27 protein-coding genes are annotated in these 26,337 nt (G+C 65.3%); 20 read left to right on the top strand and 7 right to left on the bottom strand.

The features are described from left to right. Position 1: 1 nt before the first annotated feature. Positions 2–937 (bottom strand): hypothetical protein, encoded by a 936-nt coding sequence (locus D1012_RS15450; protein WP_233517146.1) that lies wholly within the window; start codon positions 935–937, stop codon positions 2–4. A gap of 70 nt (positions 938–1,007) precedes the next feature. Between D1012_RS15450 and D1012_RS15455 the strand changes: the two genes are divergently transcribed. From D1012_RS15455 to D1012_RS15505, 11 genes are all read left to right on the top strand, one after another. Beyond that, a complete protein-coding gene (locus D1012_RS15455) occupies positions 1,008–1,244 on the top strand; it encodes a WGR domain-containing protein (protein ID WP_118154211.1) in 237 nt (78 codons plus the stop codon). After that, the gene (locus D1012_RS15460; RefSeq protein ID WP_118154214.1) at positions 1,241–2,290 is read left to right on the top strand and encodes a saccharopine dehydrogenase; all 1,050 of its coding nucleotides are present in this window, start codon (positions 1,241–1,243) and stop codon (positions 2,288–2,290) included. Before D1012_RS15455 ends, D1012_RS15460 begins: the two co-directional genes overlap by 4 nt. 12 nt (positions 2,291–2,302) lie before the next feature. Next, positions 2,303–3,454, top strand: coding sequence for a saccharopine dehydrogenase C-terminal domain-containing protein (locus D1012_RS15465; protein WP_118154217.1), 1,152 nt, complete (start codon positions 2,303–2,305; stop codon positions 3,452–3,454). Positions 3,455–3,566: 112 nt separating this feature from the next. Beyond that, positions 3,567–5,315, top strand: coding sequence for a heparinase II/III family protein (locus D1012_RS15470; RefSeq protein WP_118154220.1), 1,749 nt, complete (start codon positions 3,567–3,569; stop codon positions 5,313–5,315). Positions 5,316–5,330: 15 nt separating this feature from the next. After that, positions 5,331–6,920: a bifunctional phosphoribosylaminoimidazolecarboxamide formyltransferase/IMP cyclohydrolase gene (gene purH / locus D1012_RS15475; protein ID WP_118154223.1), complete on the top strand. Its 1,590-nt coding sequence runs from the start codon at positions 5,331–5,333 to the stop codon at positions 6,918–6,920. 3 nt (positions 6,921–6,923) lie between these two features. Beyond that, complete coding sequence (gene lspA, locus D1012_RS15480; protein ID WP_118154226.1) at positions 6,924–7,424, top strand: signal peptidase II; 501 nt, start codon at positions 6,924–6,926, stop codon at positions 7,422–7,424. A gap of 53 nt (positions 7,425–7,477) precedes the next feature. Beyond that, on the top strand, positions 7,478–7,996 hold the full coding sequence (locus D1012_RS15485) for a DUF3035 domain-containing protein (protein WP_118154610.1): 519 nt from the start codon (positions 7,478–7,480) through the stop codon (positions 7,994–7,996). A gap of 97 nt (positions 7,997–8,093) precedes the next feature. Beyond that, a complete protein-coding gene (locus tag D1012_RS15490) occupies positions 8,094–9,509 on the top strand; it encodes a M16 family metallopeptidase (protein WP_118154229.1) in 1,416 nt (471 codons plus the stop codon). Further along, positions 9,506–10,816, top strand: a complete 1,311-nt coding sequence (locus tag D1012_RS15495) for a M16 family metallopeptidase (protein ID WP_118154232.1) — start codon at positions 9,506–9,508, stop codon at positions 10,814–10,816. The genes D1012_RS15490 and D1012_RS15495 overlap by 4 nt, the downstream gene beginning before the upstream one ends. A 58-nt stretch (positions 10,817–10,874) precedes the next feature. After that, entirely contained in the window at positions 10,875–12,728 is a 1,854-nt protein-coding gene (mutL, locus tag D1012_RS15500) for a DNA mismatch repair endonuclease MutL (RefSeq protein ID WP_118154235.1), read from the top strand. Then, on the top strand, positions 12,725–13,885 hold the full coding sequence (locus D1012_RS15505) for a DNA recombination protein RmuC (RefSeq protein ID WP_118154238.1): 1,161 nt from the start codon (positions 12,725–12,727) through the stop codon (positions 13,883–13,885). The genes mutL and D1012_RS15505 overlap by 4 nt, the downstream gene beginning before the upstream one ends. On the opposite strand, the gene D1012_RS15510 is transcribed toward D1012_RS15505, so the two are convergent. Together D1012_RS15510 and D1012_RS15515 are read right to left on the bottom strand one after the other, a co-directional pair. After that, positions 13,886–14,530: a ChrR family anti-sigma-E factor gene (locus D1012_RS15510; protein ID WP_118154241.1), complete on the bottom strand. Its 645-nt coding sequence runs from the start codon at positions 14,528–14,530 to the stop codon at positions 13,886–13,888. After that, entirely contained in the window at positions 14,527–15,180 is a 654-nt protein-coding gene (locus D1012_RS15515; protein WP_290427075.1) for a sigma-70 family RNA polymerase sigma factor, read from the bottom strand. Before D1012_RS15515 ends, D1012_RS15510 begins: the two co-directional genes overlap by 4 nt. Positions 15,181–15,350: 170 nt before the next feature. Here D1012_RS15515 and D1012_RS15520 point away from each other — a divergent pair, with 170 nt between their 5' ends. The 4 genes from D1012_RS15520 to D1012_RS15535 all read left to right on the top strand — a co-directional run bounded on the left by D1012_RS15520 (position 15,351) and on the right by D1012_RS15535 (position 19,535). Beyond that, complete coding sequence (locus D1012_RS15520; RefSeq protein WP_118154247.1) at positions 15,351–16,643, top strand: NAD(P)/FAD-dependent oxidoreductase; 1,293 nt, start codon at positions 15,351–15,353, stop codon at positions 16,641–16,643. Further along, positions 16,640–17,392 (top strand): DUF1365 domain-containing protein, encoded by a 753-nt coding sequence (locus D1012_RS15525; protein WP_118154250.1) that lies wholly within the window; start codon positions 16,640–16,642, stop codon positions 17,390–17,392. The genes D1012_RS15520 and D1012_RS15525 overlap by 4 nt, the downstream gene beginning before the upstream one ends. Beyond that, positions 17,392–18,639: an MFS transporter gene (locus tag D1012_RS15530; RefSeq protein WP_199489533.1), complete on the top strand. Its 1,248-nt coding sequence runs from the start codon at positions 17,392–17,394 to the stop codon at positions 18,637–18,639. Before D1012_RS15525 ends, D1012_RS15530 begins: the two co-directional genes overlap by 1 nt. A gap of 155 nt (positions 18,640–18,794) precedes the next feature. After that, entirely contained in the window at positions 18,795–19,535 is a 741-nt protein-coding gene (locus tag D1012_RS15535; RefSeq protein WP_118154256.1) for an SDR family NAD(P)-dependent oxidoreductase, read from the top strand. A gap of 15 nt (positions 19,536–19,550) precedes the next feature. Here D1012_RS15535 and D1012_RS15540 read toward each other — a convergent pair whose 3' ends face one another. Then, on the bottom strand, positions 19,551–20,792 hold the full coding sequence (locus D1012_RS15540) for an RsmB/NOP family class I SAM-dependent RNA methyltransferase (RefSeq protein ID WP_118154259.1): 1,242 nt from the start codon (positions 20,790–20,792) through the stop codon (positions 19,551–19,553). A gap of 86 nt (positions 20,793–20,878) precedes the next feature. On the opposite strand from D1012_RS15540, the gene D1012_RS15545 reads away from it, so the two are divergent. Further along, complete coding sequence (locus D1012_RS15545) at positions 20,879–21,061, top strand: DUF1674 domain-containing protein (protein WP_118154262.1); 183 nt, start codon at positions 20,879–20,881, stop codon at positions 21,059–21,061. Here D1012_RS15545 and D1012_RS22495 read toward each other — a convergent pair. Beyond that, on the bottom strand, positions 21,019–21,426 hold the full coding sequence (locus D1012_RS22495) for a hypothetical protein (protein ID WP_147335714.1): 408 nt from the start codon (positions 21,424–21,426) through the stop codon (positions 21,019–21,021). The two genes, D1012_RS15545 and D1012_RS22495, sit on opposite strands and share 43 nt — an antisense overlap. Positions 21,427–21,491: 65 nt before the next feature. Beyond that, positions 21,492–22,301 carry a 4-hydroxy-tetrahydrodipicolinate reductase gene (gene dapB / locus D1012_RS15550; protein ID WP_118154613.1) on the bottom strand — a complete coding sequence of 270 codons (810 nt, stop codon included), beginning with the start codon at positions 22,299–22,301 and terminating at the stop codon, positions 21,492–21,494. Positions 22,302–22,391: 90 nt separating this feature from the next. On the opposite strand from dapB, the gene rbfA reads away from it, so the two are divergent. The 4 genes from rbfA (at position 22,392) to D1012_RS15570 (ending at position 25,142) form a co-directional block, all read left to right on the top strand. Further along, positions 22,392–22,850 carry a 30S ribosome-binding factor RbfA gene (rbfA, locus tag D1012_RS15555; protein ID WP_118154265.1) on the top strand — a complete coding sequence of 153 codons (459 nt, stop codon included), beginning with the start codon at positions 22,392–22,394 and terminating at the stop codon, positions 22,848–22,850. Between the two features lies 1 nt (position 22,851). After that, positions 22,852–23,577 (top strand): phosphodiester glycosidase family protein, encoded by a 726-nt coding sequence (locus tag D1012_RS15560; RefSeq protein WP_118154268.1) that lies wholly within the window; start codon positions 22,852–22,854, stop codon positions 23,575–23,577. A gap of 4 nt (positions 23,578–23,581) precedes the next feature. Then, on the top strand, positions 23,582–24,487 hold the full coding sequence (truB, locus tag D1012_RS15565) for a tRNA pseudouridine(55) synthase TruB (RefSeq protein ID WP_118154271.1): 906 nt from the start codon (positions 23,582–23,584) through the stop codon (positions 24,485–24,487). Between the two features lie 124 nt (positions 24,488–24,611). Further along, positions 24,612–25,142 carry a DUF1643 domain-containing protein gene (locus tag D1012_RS15570; protein WP_435530927.1) on the top strand — a complete coding sequence of 177 codons (531 nt, stop codon included), beginning with the start codon at positions 24,612–24,614 and terminating at the stop codon, positions 25,140–25,142. A gap of 9 nt (positions 25,143–25,151) precedes the next feature. Here the strand turns inward: D1012_RS15570 and D1012_RS15575 are convergent, their stop codons facing one another. Beyond that, on the bottom strand, positions 25,152–26,219 hold the full coding sequence (locus D1012_RS15575) for a calcium-binding protein (RefSeq protein WP_118154275.1): 1,068 nt from the start codon (positions 26,217–26,219) through the stop codon (positions 25,152–25,154). Positions 26,220–26,337: the final 118 nt, after the last annotated feature.

Consider the following 26,337-nt stretch of genomic DNA (forward strand, 5'->3'; position numbering starts at 1 on the left):
CTTAACCGTTTGACATGCCTGTCAGACCATAGCGAAAAACCGTGTCCCAGACTATCCGTTGCAGGGCGAGTGCGGTGTCTTCCGACAGCCCCGTGATCTGGCTGCCATCGGCGCGGGTCAAAGCCGGGGCCATTCCCTCGGGGCTGCGCTGATAGATCACCGCATAATGGGTCAGCGCCATCAGATAGGCCCCGACATCATTGAAGTGGATCGTATCCACCGCGCCACTGTCATCGCGGGCAAACAGATCGTCGCGGCTGGTCAGGCCGGGCACCTCCCCCGTCTCGATCGCGCGCACCGCCGCTGCCATCACCGGACCACCGGGGATCACGTAAATATCGCCCACCCCGTCCTGCGCCATCGCGCCCGCCAGCAGATCGCCCTGCCAATAGCGCGCGCCATCGCGGTCAATCCGCTCCAGCCAGCCTTCGGCGTCATCGGTGCGGTGCCAGGTCTCATACAGATACAACCGCACATCGGGCCGCGCCATGCGCGCGCGCGCCGCCCACAGCGCCAGATGCCGGGCGCTGTCGTGATAGCGGATCGCATCGCGGATCTCGACCATCTCGGTCAGCACCACCACCGGGTAATCGCCACTGTCCACCGCTTCCCCCGCCGGGCGGTGCTTGGCATGGGCATTCTCGGTGTCAAACCCTGCGACAGTGCCGGTCCAGTGATCTTTCAGACTGCTGCCCCAGCCCAGCTGGCTGGCATGATCGTGACCCGCCATCTGTGCCAGCAGGGCGGGCATATCGCGCCCGACCAGCGAATGCCCGAGGTGATACACCGCCACGGGCCCCGTCGGTGCCGCTACCGGCACCGCCAGCCGTGCGGTGACCGCCTCCGGCGGCAGCGGCTTGGCCAAGCGCCCCTGCCACCACCACCACAGACCCCCGGCCAGCGCGAGGCCCAACACTGCAAGCATCCCTTTGCGCATCGCTTTCCCCCTGTTTCCCGCTGCCATATCTGATAACTCTGAACCCGAAAGACCAGATGGAGGCCGCCTTTTGCTGACCTTTCTCATGACCCGCACCGCCGAATCCCGCGCCCGCTTTTATCGGGTCGAGGTCGCTTATAACCTGTTTGGCGAATATTCCGTGGTCCGCGAATGGGGGCCAAAGGGGCGCGGCGGTCAGCATCTGCTGGTCTGGTTCTCGAACCTGCGCGATGCCTGCATGGCCGCCGAGCGGTGGCGCAAACGGGCGATGCGGCGCGGCTATGTTACCGAAGGAACAACCGTATGACACATCTCTGGGTCCGGGCCGAACAGCGCCCGAATGAGGAACGCGTGGGCCTGACGCCCGAAGGGGCCGCCGCATTGGTGCAGGCGGGCCTGCGGGTGACGGTCGAGAAATCTTCTGTCCGCGCAATCCCGATGGAGGGTTATGTGCAGGCCGGGGTGGAGATTGCCGAAGAAAACACCTGGCCGCAGGCCCCCGCCGATGCCATCATTTTCGGGCTGAAAGAACTGCCCGAAGACGGCACCCCGCTGCCGCACCGCCACATCATGTTCGGTCACGCCTACAAGGGCCAGCCCGCGGGTCAGGAGCTGCTGCGGCGGTTCAAGGCCGGGGGCGGCACGCTGTATGATCTGGAATATCTGGTCAACGAAGATGGCCGCCGTGTTGCCGCCTTTGGTTATTGGGCGGGCTACGCCGGGGCTGCCGTCGCACTGAAAACCTGGGCCGCGCAACAGCGCGGCGCGCTGATCGGCCCAGTCGCGAAATATGTGGGGCGTGAGGCGCTGCTGGATGATCTGGCAGCCGAAATGCACTCCATGCTGCGCCCGCGCGCCATCGTCATCGGCGCGCTGGGCCGTGTTGGCACCGGGGCCAGTGACCTGTGCGAAGCCTTGGGCGTGACCGTCACCAAATGGGATATGGCAGAGACCGCAAGTGGCGGCCCGTTCCCTGAGGTTCTGCAGCACGAGATCTTCCTCAACTGCATCCTCGCCCGCCCCGGCTGCCCGGTGTTCGTACCTGCGTCGGCCAAAACCGACTCCCGCGCGCTGACCGTGATCGGCGACATTGCCTGCGATCCCACATCCGATTTCTCGCCGATCAAGGTCTATGACCGCGCCACCGACTGGTCGGCCCCCGCGCTGCGCGTGGCCGACCACCCGCCGTTGGACGTGACCGCCATCGACAACCTGCCCTCGCTGCTGCCGGTGGAAAGCAGTGAGGATTACGCAGCCCAGCTCCTGCCCAGCCTGCTGACACTGACCGCTTTGGATGCGGGCGTCTGGGGCCGGGCAAAGCCAGAATACGACCGCCACATCGCAACAATCTGAGGGGATACAGAAATGACGATTCATTGGTGCGGCACCGGCCTGTCCTCGATCCCCGGTCTGCGACGGCTGATTGACGGCGGGCATGACGTGGTGGTGTGGAACCGCACGGTCGACAAGGCGCGCGAGGCGGTGGGTGATATTGCCACCGACATCCGCGCCTTCACGCTGCAGGCGCTGTCCGATGCGCTGCACCCCGGCGACATCGCCATTTCCATGCTGCCCGCCGATCAGCATGTGCCGATTGCGCAGCTTTGCTTGCAGAAAGATGCAAACTTTGTCTCCTCCAGCTACATCGCGCCCGACATGCGCGCGCTGGATGGGCAGTTCCGCGAAAAGGGTCTGGTGTCGCTGAACGAGATCGGCCTCGATCCCGGCATTGACCACCTGATGGCGCATGATCTGGTCGCGCGCTACCGCGCCAGCCCCGCCTATCACGCCGACAACATCCTCAGCTTTACCAGCTATTGCGGCGGTGTCCCGAAACAGCCCAATGCGTTCCGCTACAAATTCTCGTGGGCCCCCGCTGGCGTGCTCAAAGCCCTGCGCTCGCCGTCGCGCTCCTTGCGCAACTTCTCCGAGCTGCGGGTCAACCGCCCGTGGGATGCGATCACCGCCTATGACGCGCCGCTGCCCCAGCCCGAATCGTTCGAGGTCTATCCGAACCGCGACAGCCTGCCGTTTGTCACCGATTACCGCTTTGATCCGGCCTGGAAACTGCGTGATTTTGTGCGCGGCACCATCCGGCTGAACGGCTGGGCCGAGGCATGGGGCCCGATCTTTGCCGAGATCGAGGCGCTGGAGGGGGCATCCCCTGCCGAGATCGACACCGCGTTGACGGCGCGGGCCAATGCGCTGCTGAAAGACAATTCTTACGCCCCGGATGAGCCGGACCGCGTGGTTCTGTTCGTGTCGCTGAAGGCCGAGCGCGACGGCAAGCCGGTGTTCCATGAGACATGGGCGATGGATGCCGCAGGCGATGCGCGCGGCACCGCCATGGCCCGTCTGGTCTCGGTCCCGGTGTCGCTGGGAGTCGAGGCCGTGGTCCGGCGCGAAATCCCCGCCGGGGTACACCCCGCCCCGCATGACCCCAGACTGATCGCAGCGTGGATGGATCAGGTGCAGGGTCTGGTCCAGTACCTTAACCGCGTCGATCATCTGGCCTGAGCCGCGCCGCGCGGGGTTTCCGTTCTACTTGCGTGACACAGACCCCGCGCATCGGCTATGCTCGAACCTGACAAGCACCGGGAACGCGGGCGGGCAGGGCGGGCGGAACTTTATGGCGGCACATCGCGCATCTCAGGGCAGCTTTGGCGCGGGCGGCTGGCGCGCGCGCCTTGCCGTCTGGCGCGCTGCGCGTGGCCCTGTGGCGCAGGGCTTTTCCTCCTCTCCCGAGCCGCGCTCCATCGGTCTGGTGGCCAAGGGGCGGCAGCTGGTTGCGGGCAATTTCCTGTTCGCGGGCCATCTGATCGAATCCCCCGGCGCCGGGCTGTGGGATATCGATCCGCCCGATGCCGATTACGCCGCCGAATTGCAGGGCTTTGTCTGGCTGGATGATCTGGCCGCGCTGGGCGACGCTCAGGCCCGTGCCCGTGCCCAAGGCTGGACGCAGGACTGGATCGCCCGGTTCGGCGCGGGTCGTGGCCCCGGCTGGACGCCCGATCTGACCGGGCGGCGGGTGATCCGCTGGATTCACCATGCGCTGTTCCTGCTGAATGGCGCGGACCGCACCGCCACCGAAGCCTATTACCGCGCGCTGACCGTGCAGACCCGCTATCTGTCGCGCCATTGGGCCCGTGCAGCCCCCGGTCTGCCCCGGTTCGAAGCGCTGACCGGGCTTGTCTACGCCGGTCTGTCGCTGATCGGGATGGAGCCGCTGGTCGGCCCTGCCGTTGCTGCGCTTGCCACCGAGGCGCGGGCCGAGGTGGATGCAGGCGGCGGCATCACCACCCGCAATCCCGAAGAACTGCTGGAGGTGTTCACCCTGCTGAACTGGGCCGCGCAGGCCCTGACCGAAGCAGGCCATCCGGTCCCGAATGATCACCTTGACGCGATCGAGCGTATCGCCCCCACCCTGCGCGCGCTGCGCCACGCCGATGGCGGGCTGGCGCGGTTTCACGGTGGCGGCAAAGGCGCCGAGGGGCGGTTGGATCAGGCCCTCGCCAGCGCCGGCATCCGCCCGCAAAGGCCACTGGGTCACGGCAATGCCCCGGCCATGGGTTTTGTGCGGCTGTCATCCGGGCGCACCTCGATCATTCTCGATGCTGCCGCCCCGCCCGGCGGGCGCGCAGGTGGGTCGGCCCATGCCTCCACCCTCGCGATGGAGGTGACATCGGGCCGCAGACCGCTGGTGGTCAATTGCGGCTCTGGCGCGCCCTTTGGCATCGAATGGCGCAGGGCAGGGCGGGCCACGCCGTCGCATTCCACGCTGGGCATTGACGGCGTATCCTCCTCCCGCTTCGGCACCGGGTCGGGTGATGTGCTGGAAGAGCGCGCCGCCGTGCTGACCCTGCGCCAGCAAGCCACGCCCGAGGGCGCGGCCCTGCACGCGGCCCATGACGGTTGGGCACTGACTCACGGGCTGACCCACGCCCGCGATCTGGCCTTGTCATCCGATGGCCGCCACATCGTCGGGGCCGAGACGCTCATTTCCCTGAACCCGCAAGGCAAGGCCCGGTTCGAGCAGGTGCTGACCGGCACCGGCCTGCAAGGCATCGCGTTTTCGATCCGGTTCCACCTTCATCCCGACACTGATTCGACCCTCGACATGGGCGGAAACGCCGTTTCAATCGCCCTGAAATCGGGCGAAATCTGGGTTTTCCGCCATGACAGCCGCGCGAAACTGGCGCTGGAGCCGTCAGTTTATCTGGAACGGGGCCGGTTAAAGCCGCGCGCGAGCAAACAGATCGTGCTTTCGGGCTTTGCGGCCGAGATTGAAACCCGTATCGGCTGGACCTTGGCCAAAGCACAGGATACTCCGCTGGCCATCCGCGATCTGGACCGCGATGACACCCCGGTCCCCCTCTGACCAAAGGGCTGCTCCATGACCAACCTCGTCCCCATCGGCCGCGCGCTGATTTCTGTTTCCGACAAATCCGGCCTGCTCGATCTGGCCCGCGCGCTGCACGCCATGGGGGTAGAGCTGATCTCGACCGGCGGCACAGCCGGCATGCTGCGCACCGCCGGTCTGCCGGTCCGTGATGTGTCCGAGGTGACGGGCTTTCCCGAGATGATGGATGGCCGGGTCAAGACCCTGCACCCGGCGGTGCATGGCGGGTTGCTGGCGCTGCGCGATGATGACGAACATCTGGTCGCCATGGCCGCCCACGGGATCGAGCCGATTGATCTGCTGATCGTCAACCTCTACCCGTTCGAGGAAACCGTGGCCAAGGGCGCCGATCACCCCACCTGTATCGAGAATATCGACATCGGCGGCCCTGCGATGATCCGCGCGGCGGCCAAGAACCACAAATTCGTCGCTGTGGTCACCGACCCTGCCGATTACACCCCGCTGCTGGATCAGCTCAAGGCGCAGGATGGCGCGACCAGCCTTGCCTTCCGCCAGAAGCTGGCGCTGTCGGCCTATGCCAAGACCGCCGCCTATGACACCGCCGTCAGCACCTGGCTGGCGGGGCAGATCAAGGAAAAGGCCCCGCGCAACCGGTCTTTTGCCGGGAAACTGGCGCAAACCCTGCGCTATGGCGAAAACCCGCATCAGTCGGCGGCGTTCTACACCGACGGGTCAAAGCGCGAAGGCGTTGCGACCGCCCGCCAGTGGCAGGGCAAGGAACTGTCCTACAACAACATCAACGACACCGACGCCGCCTTTGAGCTGGTCGCCGAATTTGCCCCCGATCAGGGCCCGGCCTGCGCCATCATCAAACACGCCAACCCTTGCGGCGTGGGTCGTGCCAGCAGCCTGAAAGACGCCTATATCCGCGCCTATCAGTGTGACCAGACCTCTGCTTTCGGCGGCATTGTCGCGCTGAACCAGCCACTTGATGCCGAAACCGCTGAAGAGATCGTCAAGATTTTCACCGAGGTCGTCATCGCCCCCGGTGCCAGCGACGAGGCAAAGGCGATCTTTGCCAGCAAGAAAAACCTGCGCCTGCTGACCACTGCCGGTCTGCCCGACCCGCGCAGCCAGGGGCTGGCGTTCAAACAGGTTTCCGGCGGTATGCTGGTGCAGGACCGTGACAACGGCTGGCTGAACCATGCCGACCTGAAAGTGGTGACCAAACGCGCGCCGACCGAAGCTGAACTCGCCGACCTCTTGTTCGCGTGGAAAGTCGCCAAACACGTCAAATCCAACGCCATCGTCTACGTCAAGGACGGCGCGACCGTCGGCGTCGGTGCCGGTCAGATGAGCCGCGTCGACAGCACCCGCATCGCCGCCCGCAAAAGTCAGGACATGGCCGAGGCGCTGGGTCTGCCACAGCCGCTCACCATCGGCTCTGCCGTGGCATCGGATGCGTTCTTCCCCTTTCCCGATGGCCTGCTGACAGTGGCCGAGGCCGGGGCCACGGCAGTGATCCAGCCCGGCGGCAGCATGAATGACGCGCAAGTGATTGCCGCAGCGGATGAAGCCGGGCTTGCCATGGTCTTCACCGGCATGCGCCATTTCCGGCACTGACCCATGCGCACAGCCACTCTCACCGCGCTTGTCACCTTTGCCCTCGACCAGACCTCCAAGGTCGCCGTGGTGCAGGGCCTGAACCTGATCGAGCGCGGTGTGATCGAGGTGGTGCCGCCATACCTCGTGTTCCGCATGGCGTGGAACCGGGGGATCAACTTTGGCCTCTTGGCCAATGATGCCGATCTGGTGCGCTGGGGTCTGATCCTGATTTCGCTGGCAATTTCGGCTTGGGTCTGGGTCTGGGTCCGGCGCGAAAATCCGGGCCGCTGGACGCAGATTTCTGCCGGTCTGCTGGTGGGCGGCGCGCTGGGCAATGTGATCGACCGCATCCTTTACGGCGCGGTGGCCGATTTCCTGAACATGTCCTGCTGCGGGTTTGAAAACCCCTATGCCTTTAACGTGGCCGATATTGCCATCTTTGCCGGGGCGGCGGGGCTTGTGCTGTTCACCGGCGGCGGCAAAGATAAGACACCGCGCAAACCCCGCCGAAAGACCCCGTGACGCGGGCGGATGATTGCGCTAAGACGGGGGCGTTAGGCTTGGTGGAGGCAATGATGCAGACAGCACGGACAATCCTCGCGATGACCTGCGCGGCGATTCTGGCTGGCTGCGCTGCTGGCGACAAGCCGCCGCAGCTGATGAATATCCGCTCCACCACGGCCGGACCGGACGAATTCGGCATCCTGCCCCCCAAAGCACTGGAAATGCCGACCGATCTGGCGCAGCTGCCCGAACCAACCTTGGGCGGCACCAACCGCACCGACCCCACGCCAGAGGCGGATGCGATCATCGCCCTTGGCGGTCGCCCTGGCGCCGGAGCCGGGCTCGATGCCGGTCTGGTCAGCCATGTCTCACGCTATGGTGTGGCGGCAGGCATCCGGCAGACCGTCGCATCAGAAGATCTGCAATGGCGGCGCGACAACAAGGGTCGCGTGCTGGAACGTCTGTTCAACGTGAACGTCTATTACCGCGCCTATGAAGACCAGTCGCTGGATCAGCACGCCGAATTGTGGCGCTGGCGTCAGCGCGGCGTGCGCACGCCGTCTGCCCCGCCGCCACAAGACGGCGAATAGCCGCGCCGCGACCTCTGGTCACTTTGCCGTAGGCAGGGCTTGCGCATCGCGCCCCGCAGCGTAGCTTTGCCGGGCAACGATCAAGGATACTCCCGCAATGCTGCGTCGCACACTTGCGCTATGCCTACTGGCCACTTCCCCTGCCTTTGCCGATGATGTCACCACCTTTCGCCTGAACAACGGACTTGAGGTGGTGGTGATCGAAGACCACCGTGCCCCCGTTGTCACCCAGATGGTCTGGTATCGCACCGGCGCTGCCGATGAAGCCCCCGGCAAGTCCGGCATCGCGCATTTTCTGGAACACCTGATGTTCAAGGGCACTGAAACCCTTGCCCCCGGTGAATTTTCTGCCACGGTCGAGGCGCAGGGCGGCAATGACAACGCCTTTACCAGTTGGGATTACACCGCCTATTTTCAGCGCGTTGCGGCTGACCGGCTGGACCTGATGATGCAGATCGAATCCGACCGGATGCGCAATCTGCAAATCTCGGACGAGGACATCACCACCGAACGCGCCGTGATCATCGAGGAACGCAAACAACGCACCGACAGCAGCCCCGCCGCTCTGTTGCAGGAACAGATGCGCGCTGCCCAGTTCCTGAACCACCCCTACCGCATTCCCATCATCGGCTGGAAACACGAGATGGAGGGGTTGGACCGTCAGGCCGCGCTTGACCACTACACGCGGTTTTATGCGCCCAACAACGCCATTCTGGTCGTTGCAGGCGATGTGACGCCCGATGCGGTGCGCGACATGGCGCAGACCCATTACGGCCCGCTCACCCCGTCGGATGCCATCACCGACCGTATCCGCCCGTCCGAGCCGCCGCAGATTGCCGAACGCCGCATCACCCTGACCGATGAGCGTGTGTCAGAACCCTATGTCCTGCGCACCTACCTCGCCCCAGAACGCAATCCGGGCGACCAGCAGCAGGCCGCCGCTCTGACCATTCTGGCCGAATTGCTGGGCGGCTCCGGCCAGACCTCGCTTTTTGCCCAGGGCTTGCAGTTCGGCCCTGATCCGGTCGCGGTCTATGCCTCGGCCTATTACGATGGCACCGCACTGGACAACTCCACCTTTGGTCTGGTCGTCGTGCCGATGCCCGGTGTCGATCTGGCAACAGCCGAGGCCGCGATGGATGAGGTGATCGCCGAATTCATCGAAACCGGCCCCGACCCCGAGGATTTCGCGCGCATCAAGACCCAGATCCGCGCCTCTCAGATCTATTCCCGTGACAATGTCGACGGTCTCGCCCGCCGCTATGGCGAGGCGCTGGCGGTTGGCCTGACCGTGCAGGATGTGCAGGATTGGCCCGACGTTCTGGATGCTGTCACCGCGGAACAGGTGCAGCAGGCCGCGCGTGACGTGCTCAACCGCAATGCCGCCGTGACCGGCTGGCTGATGCCGACAGAGTTGCCCGCTGATGCCCCGGCACAAGCGCCCGAGCTGGTGCCCGCAGAAACACCCGCAGAGGCCCCGGCACAAATGCCGACAGAAGAGGCTACAGAATGAAACTCCTCAAACTCGCCGCCCTTCTGCTCACCTTCGCCCTCCCGGCCCATGCCGAGATCGAGATCCAGACGGTCACCTCGCCGGGCGGCATCACCGCCTGGCTGGCCCCCGAGCCGGGCATCCCGTTCACCGCGCTGGAAATCCGCTTTCGCGGCGGCACCTCACTGGATGCGCCGGGCAAGCGTGGGGCCATCAACCTGATGACCGCGCTGATCGAAGAAGGCACCGGCGATCTCGACTCTGTGGGCTTTGCCCGCGCCCGCGACTCCCTTGCCGCCAGCTACAGCTTTTCAGCGGATCAGGACTCCATCGGCGTCTCTGCCCGGTTCCTGACCGAAAACCGGGATCAGGCGGTTGACCTGTTGCGCCGCGCCCTGACCGAGCCGCGCTTTGACCCCGAGGCGATAGACCGCGTACGCGGTCAGGTGCTGGCCGGGCTGCGCGCCGATGCCAAAGACCCCGGCACGCTTGCCAGCCAGCGCCTGCGCGCGATGGCTTTTGCCGACCATCCCTATGCGACAACCGGCGATGGCACCATCGACTCCGTCACCACCCTGACACGTGATGACATGCTGGCCGCACACCGCGCCACCATCGCCCGCGACCGCATCTATGTTGCTGCGGCGGGTGACATCACCGCCGCCGAACTGGGGCCGCTGCTCGACACCCTGCTGGGTGGTCTGCCCGAAACCGGCGCCCCGTTGCCGGACCGCGCGCCAATGAACCTGACCGGCGGCATCACCGTGCAGGATTTCCCCGGCCCGCAAGCCACCGTGCTTTTCGCGCATGAAGGCATCAAGCGCGACGATCCCGACTTCTTCGCCGCCTCGATCCTCAACGAGATCCTTGGCGGCGGCCGCTTTTCCGCGCGGCTGATGACCGAGGTGCGCGACCGGCGTGGTCTGACCTATGGCATCGGCAGCTATCTGATCGGCTATGATCAGGCCGAAATGCTGATGGGTCAGTTTTCTTCGGCCAATGGCACCGTGGGGCAGGCGATCGAGGTGATCCGCGACGAATGGCGCAAGATCGCGACCGAAGGCGTGACCGAGGCAGAGCTGGACCGGACCAAGACCTATCTCACCGGCAATTACCCGCTGCGGTTTGATGGCAATGGCCCGATTGCCGCGATGCTGGTCGGCATGCAGATGATCGGCCTTAGCCCCGATTATCCGCAAACACGCAATGCCAAGGTGGAGGCGGTGACGATGGGCGATGTCAAACGCGTGGCCGCCACCCTGTTCCGCGAGGGCGATCTGCGGTTCGTGGTCGTCGGCCAGCCCGAAGGCATCACCACGACGGATTGACCTAAGCGATAAACAGAATCTGTGGCCCTTCGCACGGGGCGGTGCTAGACTTGGGGGTATGAACATCGTCACCCCCAACATATCCACAGACCGCCCAGAGTCCCGCCCCGTGATCCGCCCGTTGGATGAGGCTGCGATCAACCGCATCGCGGCGGGCGAGGTGGTCGAGCGTCCGGCGTCGGCGGTCAAGGAGCTGGTGGAAAACGCGCTCGACGCGGGGGCCACCCGCATCGCGGTGGATTTCGCCGACGGCGGTAAGACCCTGATCCGGGTGACGGATGACGGCTGCGGCATGACCGCAGCCGATCTGCCGCTGGCCATCGCCCGCCATGCCACGTCAAAAATCGACGGCTCTGATCTTTTGAACATCCACAGCTTCGGGTTCCGGGGCGAGGCGCTGGCCTCGCTCGGTTCCGTCGGGCGGCTGACGCTGACCTCGCGAGCGCAGGGGCATGACGCCGCGCAGATCAGCGTCGCCGGTGGCCGCATCGGCGATCTGCGCCCCGCCGCGCTGACCCGTGGCACCGTGGTCGAATTGCGCGATCTGTTCTATGCCACCCCGGCGCGGCTGAAATTCCTGCGCACCGACCGGGCCGAAGCGCAGGCGATTGCCGAGGTGATCCGCCGTTTGGCGATGGCCGAGCCGCATGTCGGCTTTACCCTGACCGAAACCTCGAATGGCGACAGCCGCGTGATCTTCCGCGCCGATCCGCAATCGGGCGATTTCTTTGATGCGCTTCATGGGCGTCTGACCGGCATCCTTGGCGCGGATTTCACCCAGAACGCCCTGCGCATCGACATTCCCCGCGACGGGCTGCACCTGACCGGCTATGCCGCATTGCCGACCTATTCGCGCGGGTCCGGCGCGCAGCAATTCGTCTTCGTCAATGGCCGCCCGGTGCTCGACAAGCTGCTCTTGGGCGCGTTGCGTGTCGCCTATTTCGACTTCCTGTCACGCGATCGCCACCCGGCGGCGGTGCTCAATCTGAATTGCGACCCGGAACGGGTGGACGTCAACGTCCACCCCGCCAAGGCTGAGGTGCGCTTTCGCGAACCCGATGCCGCCCGCAGCCTGATCATCACCGGCCTGCGCACGGCACTTTCGGGCGCAGGCCATCGCGCCTCGACCACCGTCGCCAGTGAAACCCTCGCCGCGATGCGCCCGGAGCGTCCCGTCTATCAGATGGACCGCCCGTCACAGGCCACATTCGCCCGCGCTTTCGCCTTTCAGGCCCCCGAGTCTCCTCCCGCCGAACCGGCCACAGGCTTCGCCGAAGCGCCGACCGCCCGGCTTGAAGAGCGCAGCGAAGCACGCGATGAAAGCCACCTCAGCCACCCCCTCGGGGCAGCCCGCGCGCAGGTGCATGAAAACTACATCATCGCCCAGACTGCGACCGGCATTGTCATCGTCGACCAGCACGCCGCGCATGAGCGGCTGGTTTACGAGCGCCTCAAGCGCCAGATGGCCGACACCGGCATCACCGCACAGGCCTTGCTGATCCCGGAAATCATCGAGCTTTCCGCGACCGACGCTGCCCGCATCCTTGATGCCGCGCCCACGCTTGCCGAAATCGGCCTGCGCGTTGAGCCTTTCGGCGGCAATGCCGTCGCCGTGCGCGAAACCCCGGCGATCCTTGGCGCGGTCAACGCCGCCGCATTGATCCGTGATGTGCTGGACGAGCTGGCCGATGCCGGCCAGTCTCATTTGATCCGCGCCAAAATTGACGCGGTGCTGTCGCGCATGGCCTGCCACGGCTCCATCCGCTCCGGCCGCCAGATGCGCGCCGAAGAGATGAACGCGCTGTTGCGCGAGATGGAGGCGACGCCGCATTCCGGCCAGTGCAATCACGGCCGCCCCACCTATGTGGAGCTGAAACTCCACGATATTGAACGGTTGTTCGGACGCAGATGATGACGCTGTTTGGCCAGACTTTTGCGATCACCGACCCCGAGGTGCTGATCCTTGGCGGTGCCGCGCTGTTCCTCGTGCTCTTCCTCGCCCTGATCCTGCGTGCCGCAGGCCGCTCTGCCACCATGGCCGCGCCATTGATGCGCGAAATGGGCTGGTTGTCGCAAAGGGTGCAGCAGCTGGGCGACGGGCAGGAACGGCTGGCCGGGGGCCTGCATCATGTGTCCGAGGCGCAGGCGGTCAGCCAGACTGCCATGCTGCAGGTGATGGAACAGCGCCTTGCCGAAGTCTCGCGCCAGATGGGGGAGTCGCTGCACGGCACCTCCACCCGCACCGCGCGCAGTCTGGGGGAACTCCAGCAGCGGCTGGAAACCATCGACAAGGCGCAGGCCAATATCGAGAAACTATCGGGCAATGTGCTGTCCTTGCAGGATATTCTGTCTAACAAACAGACCCGTGGCGCGTTTGGTGAAATCCAGCTGCATGACATTGTACAAAAGGCCCTGCCGAAAGATGCCTATACCATGCAGGCCACGCTGTCGAACAACCGCCGCGCCGATTGCCTGATCCACCTGCCCAACCCACCGGGACCGATCGTGATCGACGCCAAATTCCCGCTGGAGGCTTACGAGGCGATCCGCCGCGCCGAAAACCCGCGACAGGCGCAAGAGGCGGCGACGCTGATGCGCGGCGCGGTGCGCCAGCACATACGCGCGATTGCCGAGAAATACATCATCGAAGGCGAAACCGCCGACGGCGCGCTGATGTTCCTGCCGTCCGAGGCGGTCTATGCCGAGTTGCACTCCAACTTCCCCGAAATCGTGCGCGAAGGTTTCGCAGTCAAGGTCTGGATCGTGTCTCCGACCACGTGCATGGCCACGCTCAACACCATGCGTGCGGTTCTGAAAGACGCCCGCATGCGCGAACAGGCGGGGGCCATCCGCAAGGAGTTGGCGCTGCTCTATGCCGATGTCGACCGTCTGGGCACCCGTGTCGAAAACCTCGACCGGCATTTCGGGCAGGCCTCAAAAGATCTTGAAGAGATCAAGATCAGCTCGGAAAAGGCCACCAAACGCGCCCGTCGTCTGGATAATTTCGATTTCGAGGAAATCGCCAATACGCCGCCCACGCCGGTCATCGCCCCCAGCGCCGCCGAATAATCAGATCCGGAAAAACGGCTGTGCCAGTCGCGGCAACAGCGCGTTGAACTTCAGCGCGCCTTGGGTCGCCACCAGACAAATGCAGGCCTCACCCGCTTCTGCGACCGGGGTGTGTTCAACCGTGTCATCCGCGATCTCTATATCGCCCCGGCCAAAGCGATCCGCCTCGTCGCGGAACGCGCCCTGCAACACCAGCGTCAGCTCCAGCCCGCGGTGGCCGTGGTCGGGCATGGCTGCCCCGGCAGGAATATACAGCAACCGGGCCGAAGCCCCCTTGTCGCCGGTTCGCAGAATGGCCTGACGCACCCCCATGCCCAAGGACCGCCACTTGACTGCCTCCAGCCCGCCGCCGACATAATCCTGCACCGGCGCGGGCAACACTGCCCCCGCAGGCTGCGCCACCGGCACTTCGGTCTGTTCCAGCCCGTCGATCCGCGACAGACAGGCCTCCAGACTGCCCGCGGCCATCTCGCAGGTGCTGTCCTCGATCACAGCGCCACCCAGCGCGTCAAAGGCCATCGACCGGGCGCGGCATTCGTCACACAAGGACAGATGCGCCGCGATCACCAGATTGAACGCCTCGGGCAGTTCCGCCGCCGCATAGGCCATCAACAATTCATCCGACAAGTGGTGCTTTATCTTCATCGTTCTGTTGCCTTCACGTCCATCTGATGGCGCAGCCGCTCCAGCGCCAGGCGTATCCGCGATTTGATCGTGCCCAGCGGCAGCCCGGTTTCAGCCGCAATCTCGCTGTGTGACAGGTCGCCGAAATAGGCCCGTTCGATCAACACGCGCTGTTTCAGGGGCAACCGCGACAGCGCCGCCCCCAGCCGTTCGGTTTCTTGCTGCGCCTCGAACACCTCGGCCTGATCCGGTTCAGGCTCCGGCCCCCAGGGCAGGTCTTCCGGCTCGGGGCGGCGCGATTTGCGCAGTGCGTCGATCCGGCGGTTGCGGGCGATGGTGAACACCCAGGTCGCCACCGAGGCCCGCTCGGCATCAAACAAACGCGCTTTTTGCCACAGCGTCGCCATGACATCCTGCGCACATTCCTCGGCCAGCGCTTCCGTGGCGCCGGACTTCATCAGAAACGCCTTCACCCGCGGTGCGAAATGCCGGAACAGCGCGGCAAATGCCACCTTGTCCTGATGATCGCGCACCCGGAACACCAGTGCCGACCAGTCTGTTTGCTCTGCATCCGCTACCAAGCGCAGGTTCCCTTTCCGCCGCAGACCAATGGTCTGGACCGCAGCATAAAGCTGTGGGCCGACAGGTGCATCCGGTTTCTCGGGGCTCATGGCATCTAACATCATGAACCGTCTACGCGGCAAAAGCCCTGCCGGATCACTTTTCGGCGAAGAGAGTGTGCCGCCGCATCGTAAAGTCAGGAGTGTCAACATAACTGGACAAGTGATCCGTTAAGCTGCATCTGCGTATAACCAGTATAGCGCTCAACGAAAGCCTGCTCATGCCGTTCGAAGCCCTCGCCTCTGCCCCCCGCCGTATCGCAGTCATCGGGGGTGGAATTTCCGGCATGTCAGCCGCGCATATGCTTGCCGATACCAATGCCGTGGTGCTGTATGAGGCAGAGGCGCGGCTTGGCGGACATGCCCGTACCGTCATGGCCGGCAAACACGGCGATCAGCCGGTGGACACCGGCTTTATCGTGTTCAACCACGTCAACTACCCGCATCTGGTGCGGCTGTTTGAAAAGCTTGACGTGCCCACCGCCAAAAGCACCATGAGCTTTGGTGCCAGCATAGACGGTGGCCGCATCGAATATGCGCTGGCCAGTCTGGACACGCTGTTCGCGCAGCGCAAAAATCTGGTCAATCCGAAGTTTATCGGCATGATCCGCGATATCCTGCGCTTCAACAAGCATGCGGTGCGGGTGGCACAGCCCGGCATGGTGATCCGCGATCTGCTGGCCGCCCTTGGCACCGGCGATTACTTCCGTGATTACTACATCACCCCGTTTTCCGGCGCGATCTGGTCCACGCCGACCAAGGGCATTCTGGATTTCCCGGCCGAGGCGATGATCCGGTTCTTTGACAATCACCGCCTGCTGCATACCGAAGGGCAGCACCAATGGTACACTGTCAGGGGTGGCTCTGTGCAATATGTCCAGCGGCTGCAGTCTGCGCTGACCCGTCAGGGCGTTGACCTGCGCCTTGGCACCGCCATCGCCGGGGTGCGGCGTGAAAACGGAATGGTCCATATCCGCGCCCATGGTGCCGAATGGGAGGCGTTTGATGATGTGATCTTCGCCACCCATTCCGATGACACCTTGTCGCTGCTGTCCGACGCCACAGCGGCAGAGCGTGCAACCCTAGGCGCAATCCGCTATCAAGAGAACGAGGCGGTGCTGCATTGCGACCAAAGCCTGATGCCCCGCCTGCGCAAGACATGGTCCAGCTGGGCCTATGTCGAACCAAAGGGCGGGCCGGGGGAGCGGATCGACCTGACCTACTGGATGAACAGCCTGCAACCGATCCCGCAGGATGACCTGCATTTCGTCACGCTCAACAGCAACCGCACGATCCGGGAGGAGTGTATTTATGACACCAACACCTTCCGCCATCCGGTCTATGACGCGGCCGCGCTCGCGGCGCAGGGGGCAATCCGCATGATGAACGGCACCGCCAACACATGGTTCTGCGGCGCATGGATGAAGAACGGCTTCCACGAAGACGGCATCGGCAGCGCCGTTGATGTGGTGCAGGCAATGGGCCACCGCAGCGCCTCTGGCGTGGCTGCATGACAGTTGACCTGATCCACGGCGAAACCTTTCATGGCCGCAAAGGCGCGGTTCGCAACAGCTTTCGCTACACCGTGGATTATGTGGCCCTTGATGCCGAAGCGCCTGTGCGCGGCCCCTCGCTGTTCAGCCGCAACCGCCGCAACCTGACCGCGCTGTGGGACACAGACCACGGCGGCCCGCCGGGGCAGGGCAGGGGGGCGGTCTGGGTGCGCGAGGTGCTGGCCGCACATGATCTGCCCGCGCCTGCCCGCATCATCCTGATGGCACAGCCGCGCATTCTGGGCCATGTGTTCAACCCGGTGTCATTCTGGCTGTGCTATGACGCGGCGGGCGATCTGCGCACCGCGATTGCCGAGGTGTCGAACACCTATGGCGACCGCCACGCCTACCTCGCCCATCACGACACCCACGCCCCGATCACCCGTGAAGACACTCTGTCCGCCCGCAAGATCTTTCACGTCTCACCGTTCCAACCCGTCGAGGGCAGCTACGCCTTCCGGTTCGACGTGACCGAGGCGCGCATCGGCATCTGGATCGACTACACTGCACCCGGTGGCGGGCTCTACACCAACCTGACCGGTCCGCGTGTGCCCCTGACCAACAGGGCCATCCTGCGCGCCTGCCTGCGCCGCCCCTTCGGCTCGCGCCGGGTGCTGGCGCTGATCCACTGGCAGGCGCTGAAACTGGCGCTCAAGGGTGCCAGGTTCCGCAGCCGTCCGCAGCCCCCGGCCAAAGACGTCACCCGATGATTGCAGCGCCTCTCTGGCCGTGGTCGCTTTTTGCCGCGATGATCGCCGCCGCAGGTCTGCCGATCTATATTCACGCGCCGAAATTCTACGTTGATACCTACGGCACCAGTCTTGCCGCCCTCGGGTTCACTCTCGCGGCCCTGCGCCTGATTGACGTGGTGCAAGACCCAGTTCTGGGCTGGCTGGCCGAAGCCGGGCGCAAACACCGCGCCACCCTCGTCTGGATCGCCGCCCTGATCATGGCGCTTGCGATGATCGGCCTGTTTGCCGTCACCCCGCCCATCGCACCGCTGGCATGGTTCGCGCTGACCCTGACCCTGCTGTTCAGCGGATTTTCCTTTCTTACCATCACCTTTTACGCCCAGGGCGTCGAGAAAGCCGCCCAACTCGGCCCAAAAGGCCACTTCCGCCTCGCCGGCTGGCGCGAGACCGGATCGCTGCTTGGCGTCTCTGCCGCTGCCGTAGCACCCGTGGCGCTGGGCAGCCTGACCGCGACCCCCTTCACCGGCTTTGCCATCGGCTTTGCCCTGCTCGCGCTGATCGCTGCCACCGCGATGCGCCGCGAATGGGTCAGCACGTCACCTGCACCCGCGACATCCCCCGGCGCAGACCTCGCCCTGTTCCGCCCCATCCTCGCCGATCCGTTCGCCCGCCGCCTGTTGCTGATCGCGCTTTTGAACGCCGCCCCGGTTGCCGTTACCTCCACCCTGTTTCTGTTCTTCGTTGAAAGCCGCCTGAACGCCCCCGGTCTTGAGGGCGCGCTTCTCCTGCTGTTCTTCCTCTCCGCCGCCGCCTCCGCGCCCTTGTGGAGCCGCTCTGCCGCGCGCTTTGGGGCAAAACGCAGCCTGCTCGCCGCCATGGCCCTCGCCATTGCCGCCTTTCTCTGGGCCGTGGCCTTGCGCGAGGGCGATATCCTGCCCTTCGCCCTGATCTGCGCCGCCTCTGGTGCAGCCCTCGGGGCTGACCTCACCCTGCTGCCTGCGCTCTTCGCCCGCCGCCTCGCCAGTCTTGGCCGGGGCGAGGGCGCGGGGTTTGGCCTGTGGTCCTTTGTCTCCAAGCTCTCGCTCGCCCTTGCTGCCGCCACGCTGCTGCCCGCGCTGCAGGCCGCTGGCTTCACCCCCGGCACCACCAACACCGCCGATGCGCTCTTTGCCCTGTCGCTGCTCTACGCCGCGCTGCCCTGTGCGCTCAAACTCCTTGCCATGGCGCTGCTCGCCACCACCGAAACCGGGGAAACCCCGGCATAGGCCTTGACCCAGCGCCGGACGAAGACGACCTTGAGAGGAACAGACGCGATCCATCTGACCAAGAACGGAACCATCGTCACCCGCCTTCCGTTTCCCAATGGTGGCAGGTCGAGTGGCAGACGACAGAAAACGACCGGGTTAAGGAGACGACCGAAATGAGAGAGTGGACAGGAAAACGCTATTGGCTGGTGGGCGCATCCGAAGGTCTGGGCCTCGCCCTCGCACAGATGCTGTCGCGCGCCGGGGCCGAGGTCATCCTGTCCGCCCGGTCGGAGGATCGTCTGACCGCCGCTGTGTCTACGTTGGCGGGCAAGGGCAGTGCCGTGGCCTGCGATGTGTCGGACCGCGCCTCGGTTCAGGCCGCCGCCGATCAGATCGGCCCGGTCGATGGCGTGGTTTATCTGGCGGGTGTCTACTGGCCGACCAAGGCGCAGGCGTGGAAGGCCGATGAGGTCGAGGCGATGTGCGATGTCAACTTCACCGGCTGCGCCCGTGTGATCGGCGCGGTGCTGCCCGGCATGGTGGCGCGTGGCGCGGGCCATGTGGTGATCACCGGCTCGCTGTCGGGGTTTCGCGGATTGCCGGGTTCAATCGGCTACACCGCGTCAAAGGCCGGGGTGATGTCGCTGGCCGAATGCCTTTATGCCGATCTGCGCGACAGCGGCGTTGATGTGCAGGTCGCCAACCCCGGTTTCATCCGCACCCGCCTGACCGACAAGAACGACTTCTCAATGCCCTTTCTGATGGAGCCGGATCAAGCGGCGCGCGAGATGTTTGAACATATGAACAGCGATGCCTTCAAGAAAAGCTTTCCGCTGATGTTCTCCTGGCTGTTCCGCGTGTCGCAATTCCTGCCCGACTGGGCCTATTACCGCCTGTTTGCCCCGCGTAAATAGTGGCTGTTTCGGCGGTCAGGGCGCGGTCAGTGTTGCGATGAAAAACCCGTCCATGCCGCCCCAATAATCCGGGCGCAGCCGCACGCCGCCCTGCGGCGTCACCCACTCGGGCGGCAGCCATGTCAGCGCAGGTGGCACCACAGCCAAGCCCGGATGCCGCAACAGCGCCGCCGCCAGTTGCTCCTCACCTTCCGCTGGCAGCAGCGAGCAGGTGCAATAGACCAGCCGCCCGCCGGGTTTGAGCCAGCCCAGCGCCCGGTCCAGCAGCGCGGCCTGCAACTCCACCAGCCCCGCAACCTCTGATCCGTCCTTGATGAACGGCAGATCGGGGTGCCGCCGCAGGGTGCCCGTCGCCGAACAGGGCGCATCCAGCAGGATCGCGTCAAACCGCTCCTCGGGCGACCAGTGCAGCGCGTCGGCCACAACCAGTCGGGCCGACAGGCCCGTGCGCGCCAGATTCTCCTCCACCCGCGCCATGCGCGGGGCCGAGATATCCAGCGCCGTCACCACCGCCCCGGCATCTGCCAGTTGCAGCGTCTTGCCCCCCGGGGCCGCGCAGACATCCAGCACCGTCTCGCCCGGCTGCACCGTCATCAGCCGCACCGCCATGGCCGCCGCCGCATCCTGCACCCACCAGTCGCCCGCGTCATAGCCCGGCAGCTGCGTGATCTGTCCCGGTGTGGCCAGACGGATGCTGCCCGATGGCAGGCGCTCGCCCTCGGGCACTGCAACCGCCGCCGCCTTGGGCGTGATATCCACCGCCGGAACCAGCGCCTGCACCGCCTCAATCGCGCTCACCGCCTCACGGCCATAGGCATGCACCATCGGCTGACGCAGCCAGCGCGGCATCTGCGGCGGGGGCAGGGCCGCCAGATCGACGACTTCGGGCAGGGCGCGCAAGACCGCATTCACCAGCCCCGACAGATGCGTGGTGCGCTTGCCGCGCCGCGCCAGCGACACCGCTTCATTCACCACGCCATGCGCCGCCGCCCCGTCGGCGCGCTCATAAACCGCCAGCCGCAGGATGTTCAGCACCGCAAGCGGCGGCGCCTTGCGCAACAGCGGCTTCAACACCCGGTCAATCCGGTCCAGCTGGCGCAGCACCTGTGTCGCCAGCCGCTCGGCCCGCGCCCGGTCCGGCCCGGACAGGGCATCGGGCAACACCACCTGCGACAGCATCTCGCCTTCGCCCAGTACCGCGTTCAATACGCCTACGGCGGCACTGCGTGCGGTGACGCTTTCGGTTACGGCCTTCATCCTGCGATGCCCCTGTCTCTTGTGTCGTGTGTCTTGTCTCGCTGGCCAAAGGCCGTATATCAATCCACACGCACAGGAAAGCCGCCATGACCGACACCGTCGACACACCCGATCTTCCCCCCGCCGCGCAACGTGCTCTCGCCGAAGCCGCAGAGCGTCGGCGCAATGCCGAAGCGTTGACGCTGCCGCCAGAGCTGGGAGGCAGAGAAGGCCCGGAACCTGTCCGCTATGGCGACTGGGAGAAAAAGGGGCTGGCGATCGACTTCTGACCTTCGTCCCTCACCGCAGCCGGAACGACGCGGCCTGACCTTGCCCCTTGTCCGAGGTAAAGCGCAGCTGGGTTGCAGTCACCGCTTCGACCAGCTGGCAGTTGTAGGGAATGGCATAGCCGCTCCAGTCGATGTCCCGGCAGAAATGCCCGTCCTGCCAGGACCATGTGCCACTGATCCCCCAACCAAGGGCTGATCCTGTGATCCGGCATGACGTTCAGAGACAGATTATACAGCCCGATCCGCAATTCCTTGCCGTTGACCAGCGCCAGAAACGCATCCTTGTCGCGGATCACCCCTGCGGGTTCGGCAAGCGTCAGCGTCGGGAGAGCAGACAGCAGCAGGGCAAGGATCAAACGGCGCATGGCGACCTCGGCAATCAATACCGACGGTATACGAGGCCCACACGCTTTTGGTTCACTTTGGCGGCTTACAGCCCCAGCACATCCATCATGTCATAATGCCCGGGCTTTTGCCCCTGGCCCCACAACGCTGCCTTCAATGCGCCGCGCGCGAAAATCGTCCGGTCGGTGGCCAGATGGCGCAGCACGATCCGCTCGCCATCGGCGGCAAAGATCACATCATGCTCGCCCACCACATCGCCACCGCGAATCGCGGAAAACCCGATTGTGCCGCGCTCGCGCGCGCCAGTGATCCCGTCACGGCCCGACACCATCGCCTGCTCCAGCGTCACCCCGCGCCCCTCGGCGGCGGCCTGCCCCAGCATCAGCGCGGTACCCGAGGGCGCATCCACCTTCATCCGGTGATGCGCCTCCACCACTTCGATATCCCAGTCGGCATCCAAAGCCTGTGCCACCTTTTGCGTCAGCCGCACCAGCAGGTTGACCCCAAGGCTCATGTTGCCCGCGCGCACGATCACCGCATGCCGCGCCGCCGCCTCGATCGCAGCGATGTGCTCCGGCTCCAACCCGGTGGTGCCGATCACATGCACCGCCCGCGCCTGCGCCGCCAGCGCGGCAAATGCCACGGTGGCCGCCGGTGCGGTAAAGTCGATCACCCCCTGCGCCTGAGCAAAGGCCTCCAGCGGGTCATCGGTGACCAGCACGCCCAACGGCCCGCCGCCCATGCATTCGCCCACATCGCGACCGACCCACGCGTGGCCCGGACGCTCCAGACAGCCCGCCAGCCGTGCCTTGTCCGACGCGGCAATCGTGCGGATCAGCATCTGCCCCATCCGGCCCGAAGCCCCGGTGACGACGAGTCCCGGCAAAGTCTGCATTGGCATGTCCCCCTGTTGCGCCTGCGCGGTGTAGCGCGCCTTTGCGCGCCGCAAAAGCCCGCCGTTGCGGGGCGGACAAAAACAGCTTACATGCCCCCCATGTCGAACAAACGCAATTCCCAGGGCGATGGCCCCAATCAACGCCAGCTCCGTGTCGGCGAACTCATCCGCCGCACGCTGGCCGATGTGCTGAACCGTGCCGAAATCCACGACCCCGAGCTGAACCGCATGTCGATCACCGTGGGCGAGGTGTCGTGCTCGACCGATCTCAAGGTGGCGACGGTCTATGTCATGCCGCTGATGGGCTCGGTCCCGGTCGAAGATGCCATTGCGGCCCTTGCCCGCAACAAGGCCGAACTGCGCCACCGCGTCGCCTCGCAGCTGACGCTGAAATACGCGCCCGACCTGCGCTTCCGGCCCGATGAAACCTTTGACCGTCTGGACGAAACCCGTCGCCTGTTTGCCGACCCCAAAGTTATCAAGGATCTGGCCGCGCCGGATGAAGAGCCCGAAGGCGACGCATCAGACGGCCGCGACGGGACTGCCTGAGATGCTGCGCCTCGCTGCCCTGTTCGCCGTCCTGTTGCCGCAGGTGGCGGCTGCAAACACCTGCGATACGGTCCGGTTTGAAAACACCTCGTTCACCACCTGCGAGGTCAGTGCGGGCGAAGACCTGCGCCTGTTCCACAGCGGCCCCTCCGGCCCGCTGGGCAGTTTTTCGGCGGTCAATGACCTGTTGGCGGCTGAGGGCAAGACGCTGGGCTTTGCGATGAATGCGGGCATGTATCATCCCGACCGCGCGCCGGTGGGCCTGTTCATTGATCAGGGCCGCACCGAATCAGACATCGTTACCGCCGAAGGGCCGGGCAATTTCGGCCTGCTGCCCAATGGCGTGTTCTGCATCGGCAAGCGGTTTTCGGTGGTCGAAAGCCGCACCTTTGCGGCCCGGCCCCCGGCCTGCACCTTTGCCACCCAATCCGGCCCGATGCTGGTGATGGATGGCGCGCTGCATCCGCGCCTGATCCCCGACAGTGACAGCACCTATATCCGCAATGGCGTCGGCGTCAGCGCCGATGGCCGCCGCGCGGTGTTTGCCATCTCCAACGACCGGGTGAACTTTCACCGCTTTGCCCGGTTTTTCCGTGATGTGCTGGGCCTGCGCGATGCACTGTATTTCGACGGCAAGATCTCGCGGCTCTATGCCCCTGCGATCCGCCGCAACGACCTTGGCTTTGCCATGGGGCCGATGGTCGGCACCGTCGTCAAAAAGGACTGAACTTATGGGCCGCGTGAAAAAGGGCCGGGCCGTTTCCGGCTGGGTCATTATCGACAAACCGGCAGGCGTCGGCTCTACCACCGTGGTCAACAAGGTGAAATGGGCGTTTCAGGCGCAAAAGGCCGGGCACGCCGGCACGCTGGACCCGGATGCCACCGGCGTTCTGGCAATTGCCTTGGGCGAGGCGACCAAAACCGTGCCCTTCGTGACCGACGGGCTGAAATGCTATCACTTCCGCGTGGCCTTCGGGGCCGCGACCAGCAGCGATGACGCCTCTGGCACCGTGCTGGAAACCAGCGCCACGCGCCCTTCGGATGCCGGGATCGAGGCGGCGCTGGCGGCGTTTCGCGGCGACATAATGCAGGTGCCGCCACAGGTCTCGGCGGTCAAGGTCGAAGGCGAGCGCGCCTATGATCTGGCCCGTGAGGGAATCGAGATGGATCTGGTCGCCCGGCCATTGTGGGTGGAGCGGCTGGCGGTGCTGGCACGCCCCGATGCGGACCATGTCGATCTGGAAATGATCTGTGGCAAAGGCGGCTATGTGCGCGCCATCGCCCGCGATCTGGGGCAGGCCCTTGGCTGCCTTGGTCATGTCGCCTGGCTTCGCCGCACCTGGTCCGGCCCGTTTGAGGCCGAGGGCGCGGCCACGATGGCAGAGATCGAGCGTCTGGCCCGGACAGAGGAGATCGACGCCCTGCTGCTCCCGCTGGAACTGGGCCTGACCGACCTGCCCGAACTGCCCGCCACACCCGAAGGTGCCGCGCGCCTGCGCAACGGCAATCCGGGCATGGTGCTGACCTCGTCCGTCGAATGGGGCGATGAGGCCTGGGCCAGCTATCAGGGCCGCGCTGTGGCGGTGGGCGTCTACAAGGCCGGAGAGCTGCACCCGAGCCGGGTGTTCAACCTGTAACCGGGGTGCCGCCGCGCGGGGCATCGAGCCCCGCCCGGCGGCGTTGCCACGGCTTTGTCCTTTGGGCGGCGGTTCTGGTGGGGATGTGGGAGCGCTCCGCGCGGGAGTATTTGGGAAGCAGCAAATGCAAGACGGTTCAGAACTGGTTGTGCGGCAGCATCTGAAGGGCGATGCGGCGTCGGAGGCGGTCTATTCGCCCTGCGAACGCTATCGCTATCTGTTGACGCGGGTCTGGGACGCGGCGGGAGAGCGGGCGTTGTTTGTCATGCTCAACCCCTCGACCGCGACCGAGGCGCAGAATGACCCGACGGTGGAGCGGTGTGAACGCCGCGCGCGGGCCTTGGGGTTTGGTGCGTTCCGGGTGGTGAATATCTTTGGGTATCGCGCTACCGATCCACGGGTGATGCGGGCTGCAGATGACCCGGTGGGGCCGGGCAATGATGCGGCGATACTGTCCTCTGTGGTGGACTGGCAACCCGACCGGGTGGTCTGCGCCTGGGGCGGGCATGGGCTGTATCTGGGGCGTGGTAACGCGGTGGCGGCCTTGTTGCGCGGCACCGGGGCGCCGTTGTGGCACCTTGGGCTGACCGCTGCGGGGCAGCCGAAGCATCCGTTGTACATCGGCTATGCGCAGCAGCCGGAGCGCTGGACCTGAGACGGGGCGTCAGGCCGCGCGCAGGCTGATCAACGACAGGTCCAGCCCTGCCGCATCACGGATCAGCGCCACGGCCACGCCGTCGAGCAAGAGGGTCACATCATCGGAACCGTCAACAGGTTCTGCTGTCAAGGTGGGGGCGCTGTGGATAGTGGCATCGTAGAGTACCACAAGCTCATCTTCGTCCGCATTGTAATCCACGATATCCGAAACCGGCAGGCCAGGGCCAAAATCCTGCAGCTGGAACAGATCGGCGCCGTCGCCGCCCATGGCGATATCACCGGGACCGACCCCGATGAAATCATCACCGGCGCCACCGTTCAGCACATCGGCTGCGGTGTCGCTGCGACCCACAAATCCCCCCCAGAGCGTGTCGTTTCCGGTACCGCCGTCCAGCGTATCCTGCCCGCCGCCACCCACCAGCACGTCGTTGCCTGCGCCGCCTGCCAGCCAGTCGCGACCCATGCCGCCATCCAGCGTATCCTGCCCCTCGCCACCCAGCAGCGTATCAGCCCCGCCGCCGCCGCTCAGCCGGTCATCATCAGCGCCCCCGGCCAGCTGATCCGCACCTTTGCCACCAGACAGCACATCATTGCCTGCGCCGCCGTTCAGCGTATCGTTGCCGCCCTGACCGAACAGACTGTCATCGCCGTCGCCTCCTTCAAGCCAGTCAGACCCCGGACCACCCGCCAGCCGGTCATCGCCGCCGCGCCCGGTCAACTGGTCCGCGCCCGCGCCGCCCGACAGCTGGTCGCCACCGCCGCCACCGTTCAGGATATTGTCGCCCGCATCGCCGGTCAGCGAGACCGCTGCGTCCACCGGATCGGGGATGTCATCTGACACCGGCATCCCGTCATCCACATAGCCAGCGGGGGTGCCGGAGGCCACCGGTTCTGCCGCGTCCGGGCTGTCATCGGCAAAGATCCAGCCGATCCCGGCCACCGCGTCCTCGTCACCCTCCGCCTCTTCCGGCGAATCGTCGTCATCGCCCGCGTCTGCATCATTGGCGGGCCGGATCAGGCTGTCGGCCACAATGCCCGCCCCGAACACACCCAGAATGGCCATGAATGCCAGCATCGCCCAAACCCCCTGAAGACGCGCCGTGCGCGTTAATCACCTTCGCCACAACCCCCCGATTGCAAACGAAAACCTTGCCCTCAAGCTTATCACGAATCGCGCCCTGCGCCCAGCATCC

Source organism: Pseudotabrizicola alkalilacus (assembly GCF_003443995.1).
In the GTDB taxonomy this organism is placed as follows: Bacteria; Pseudomonadota; Alphaproteobacteria; order Rhodobacterales; family Rhodobacteraceae; genus Pseudotabrizicola; species Pseudotabrizicola alkalilacus.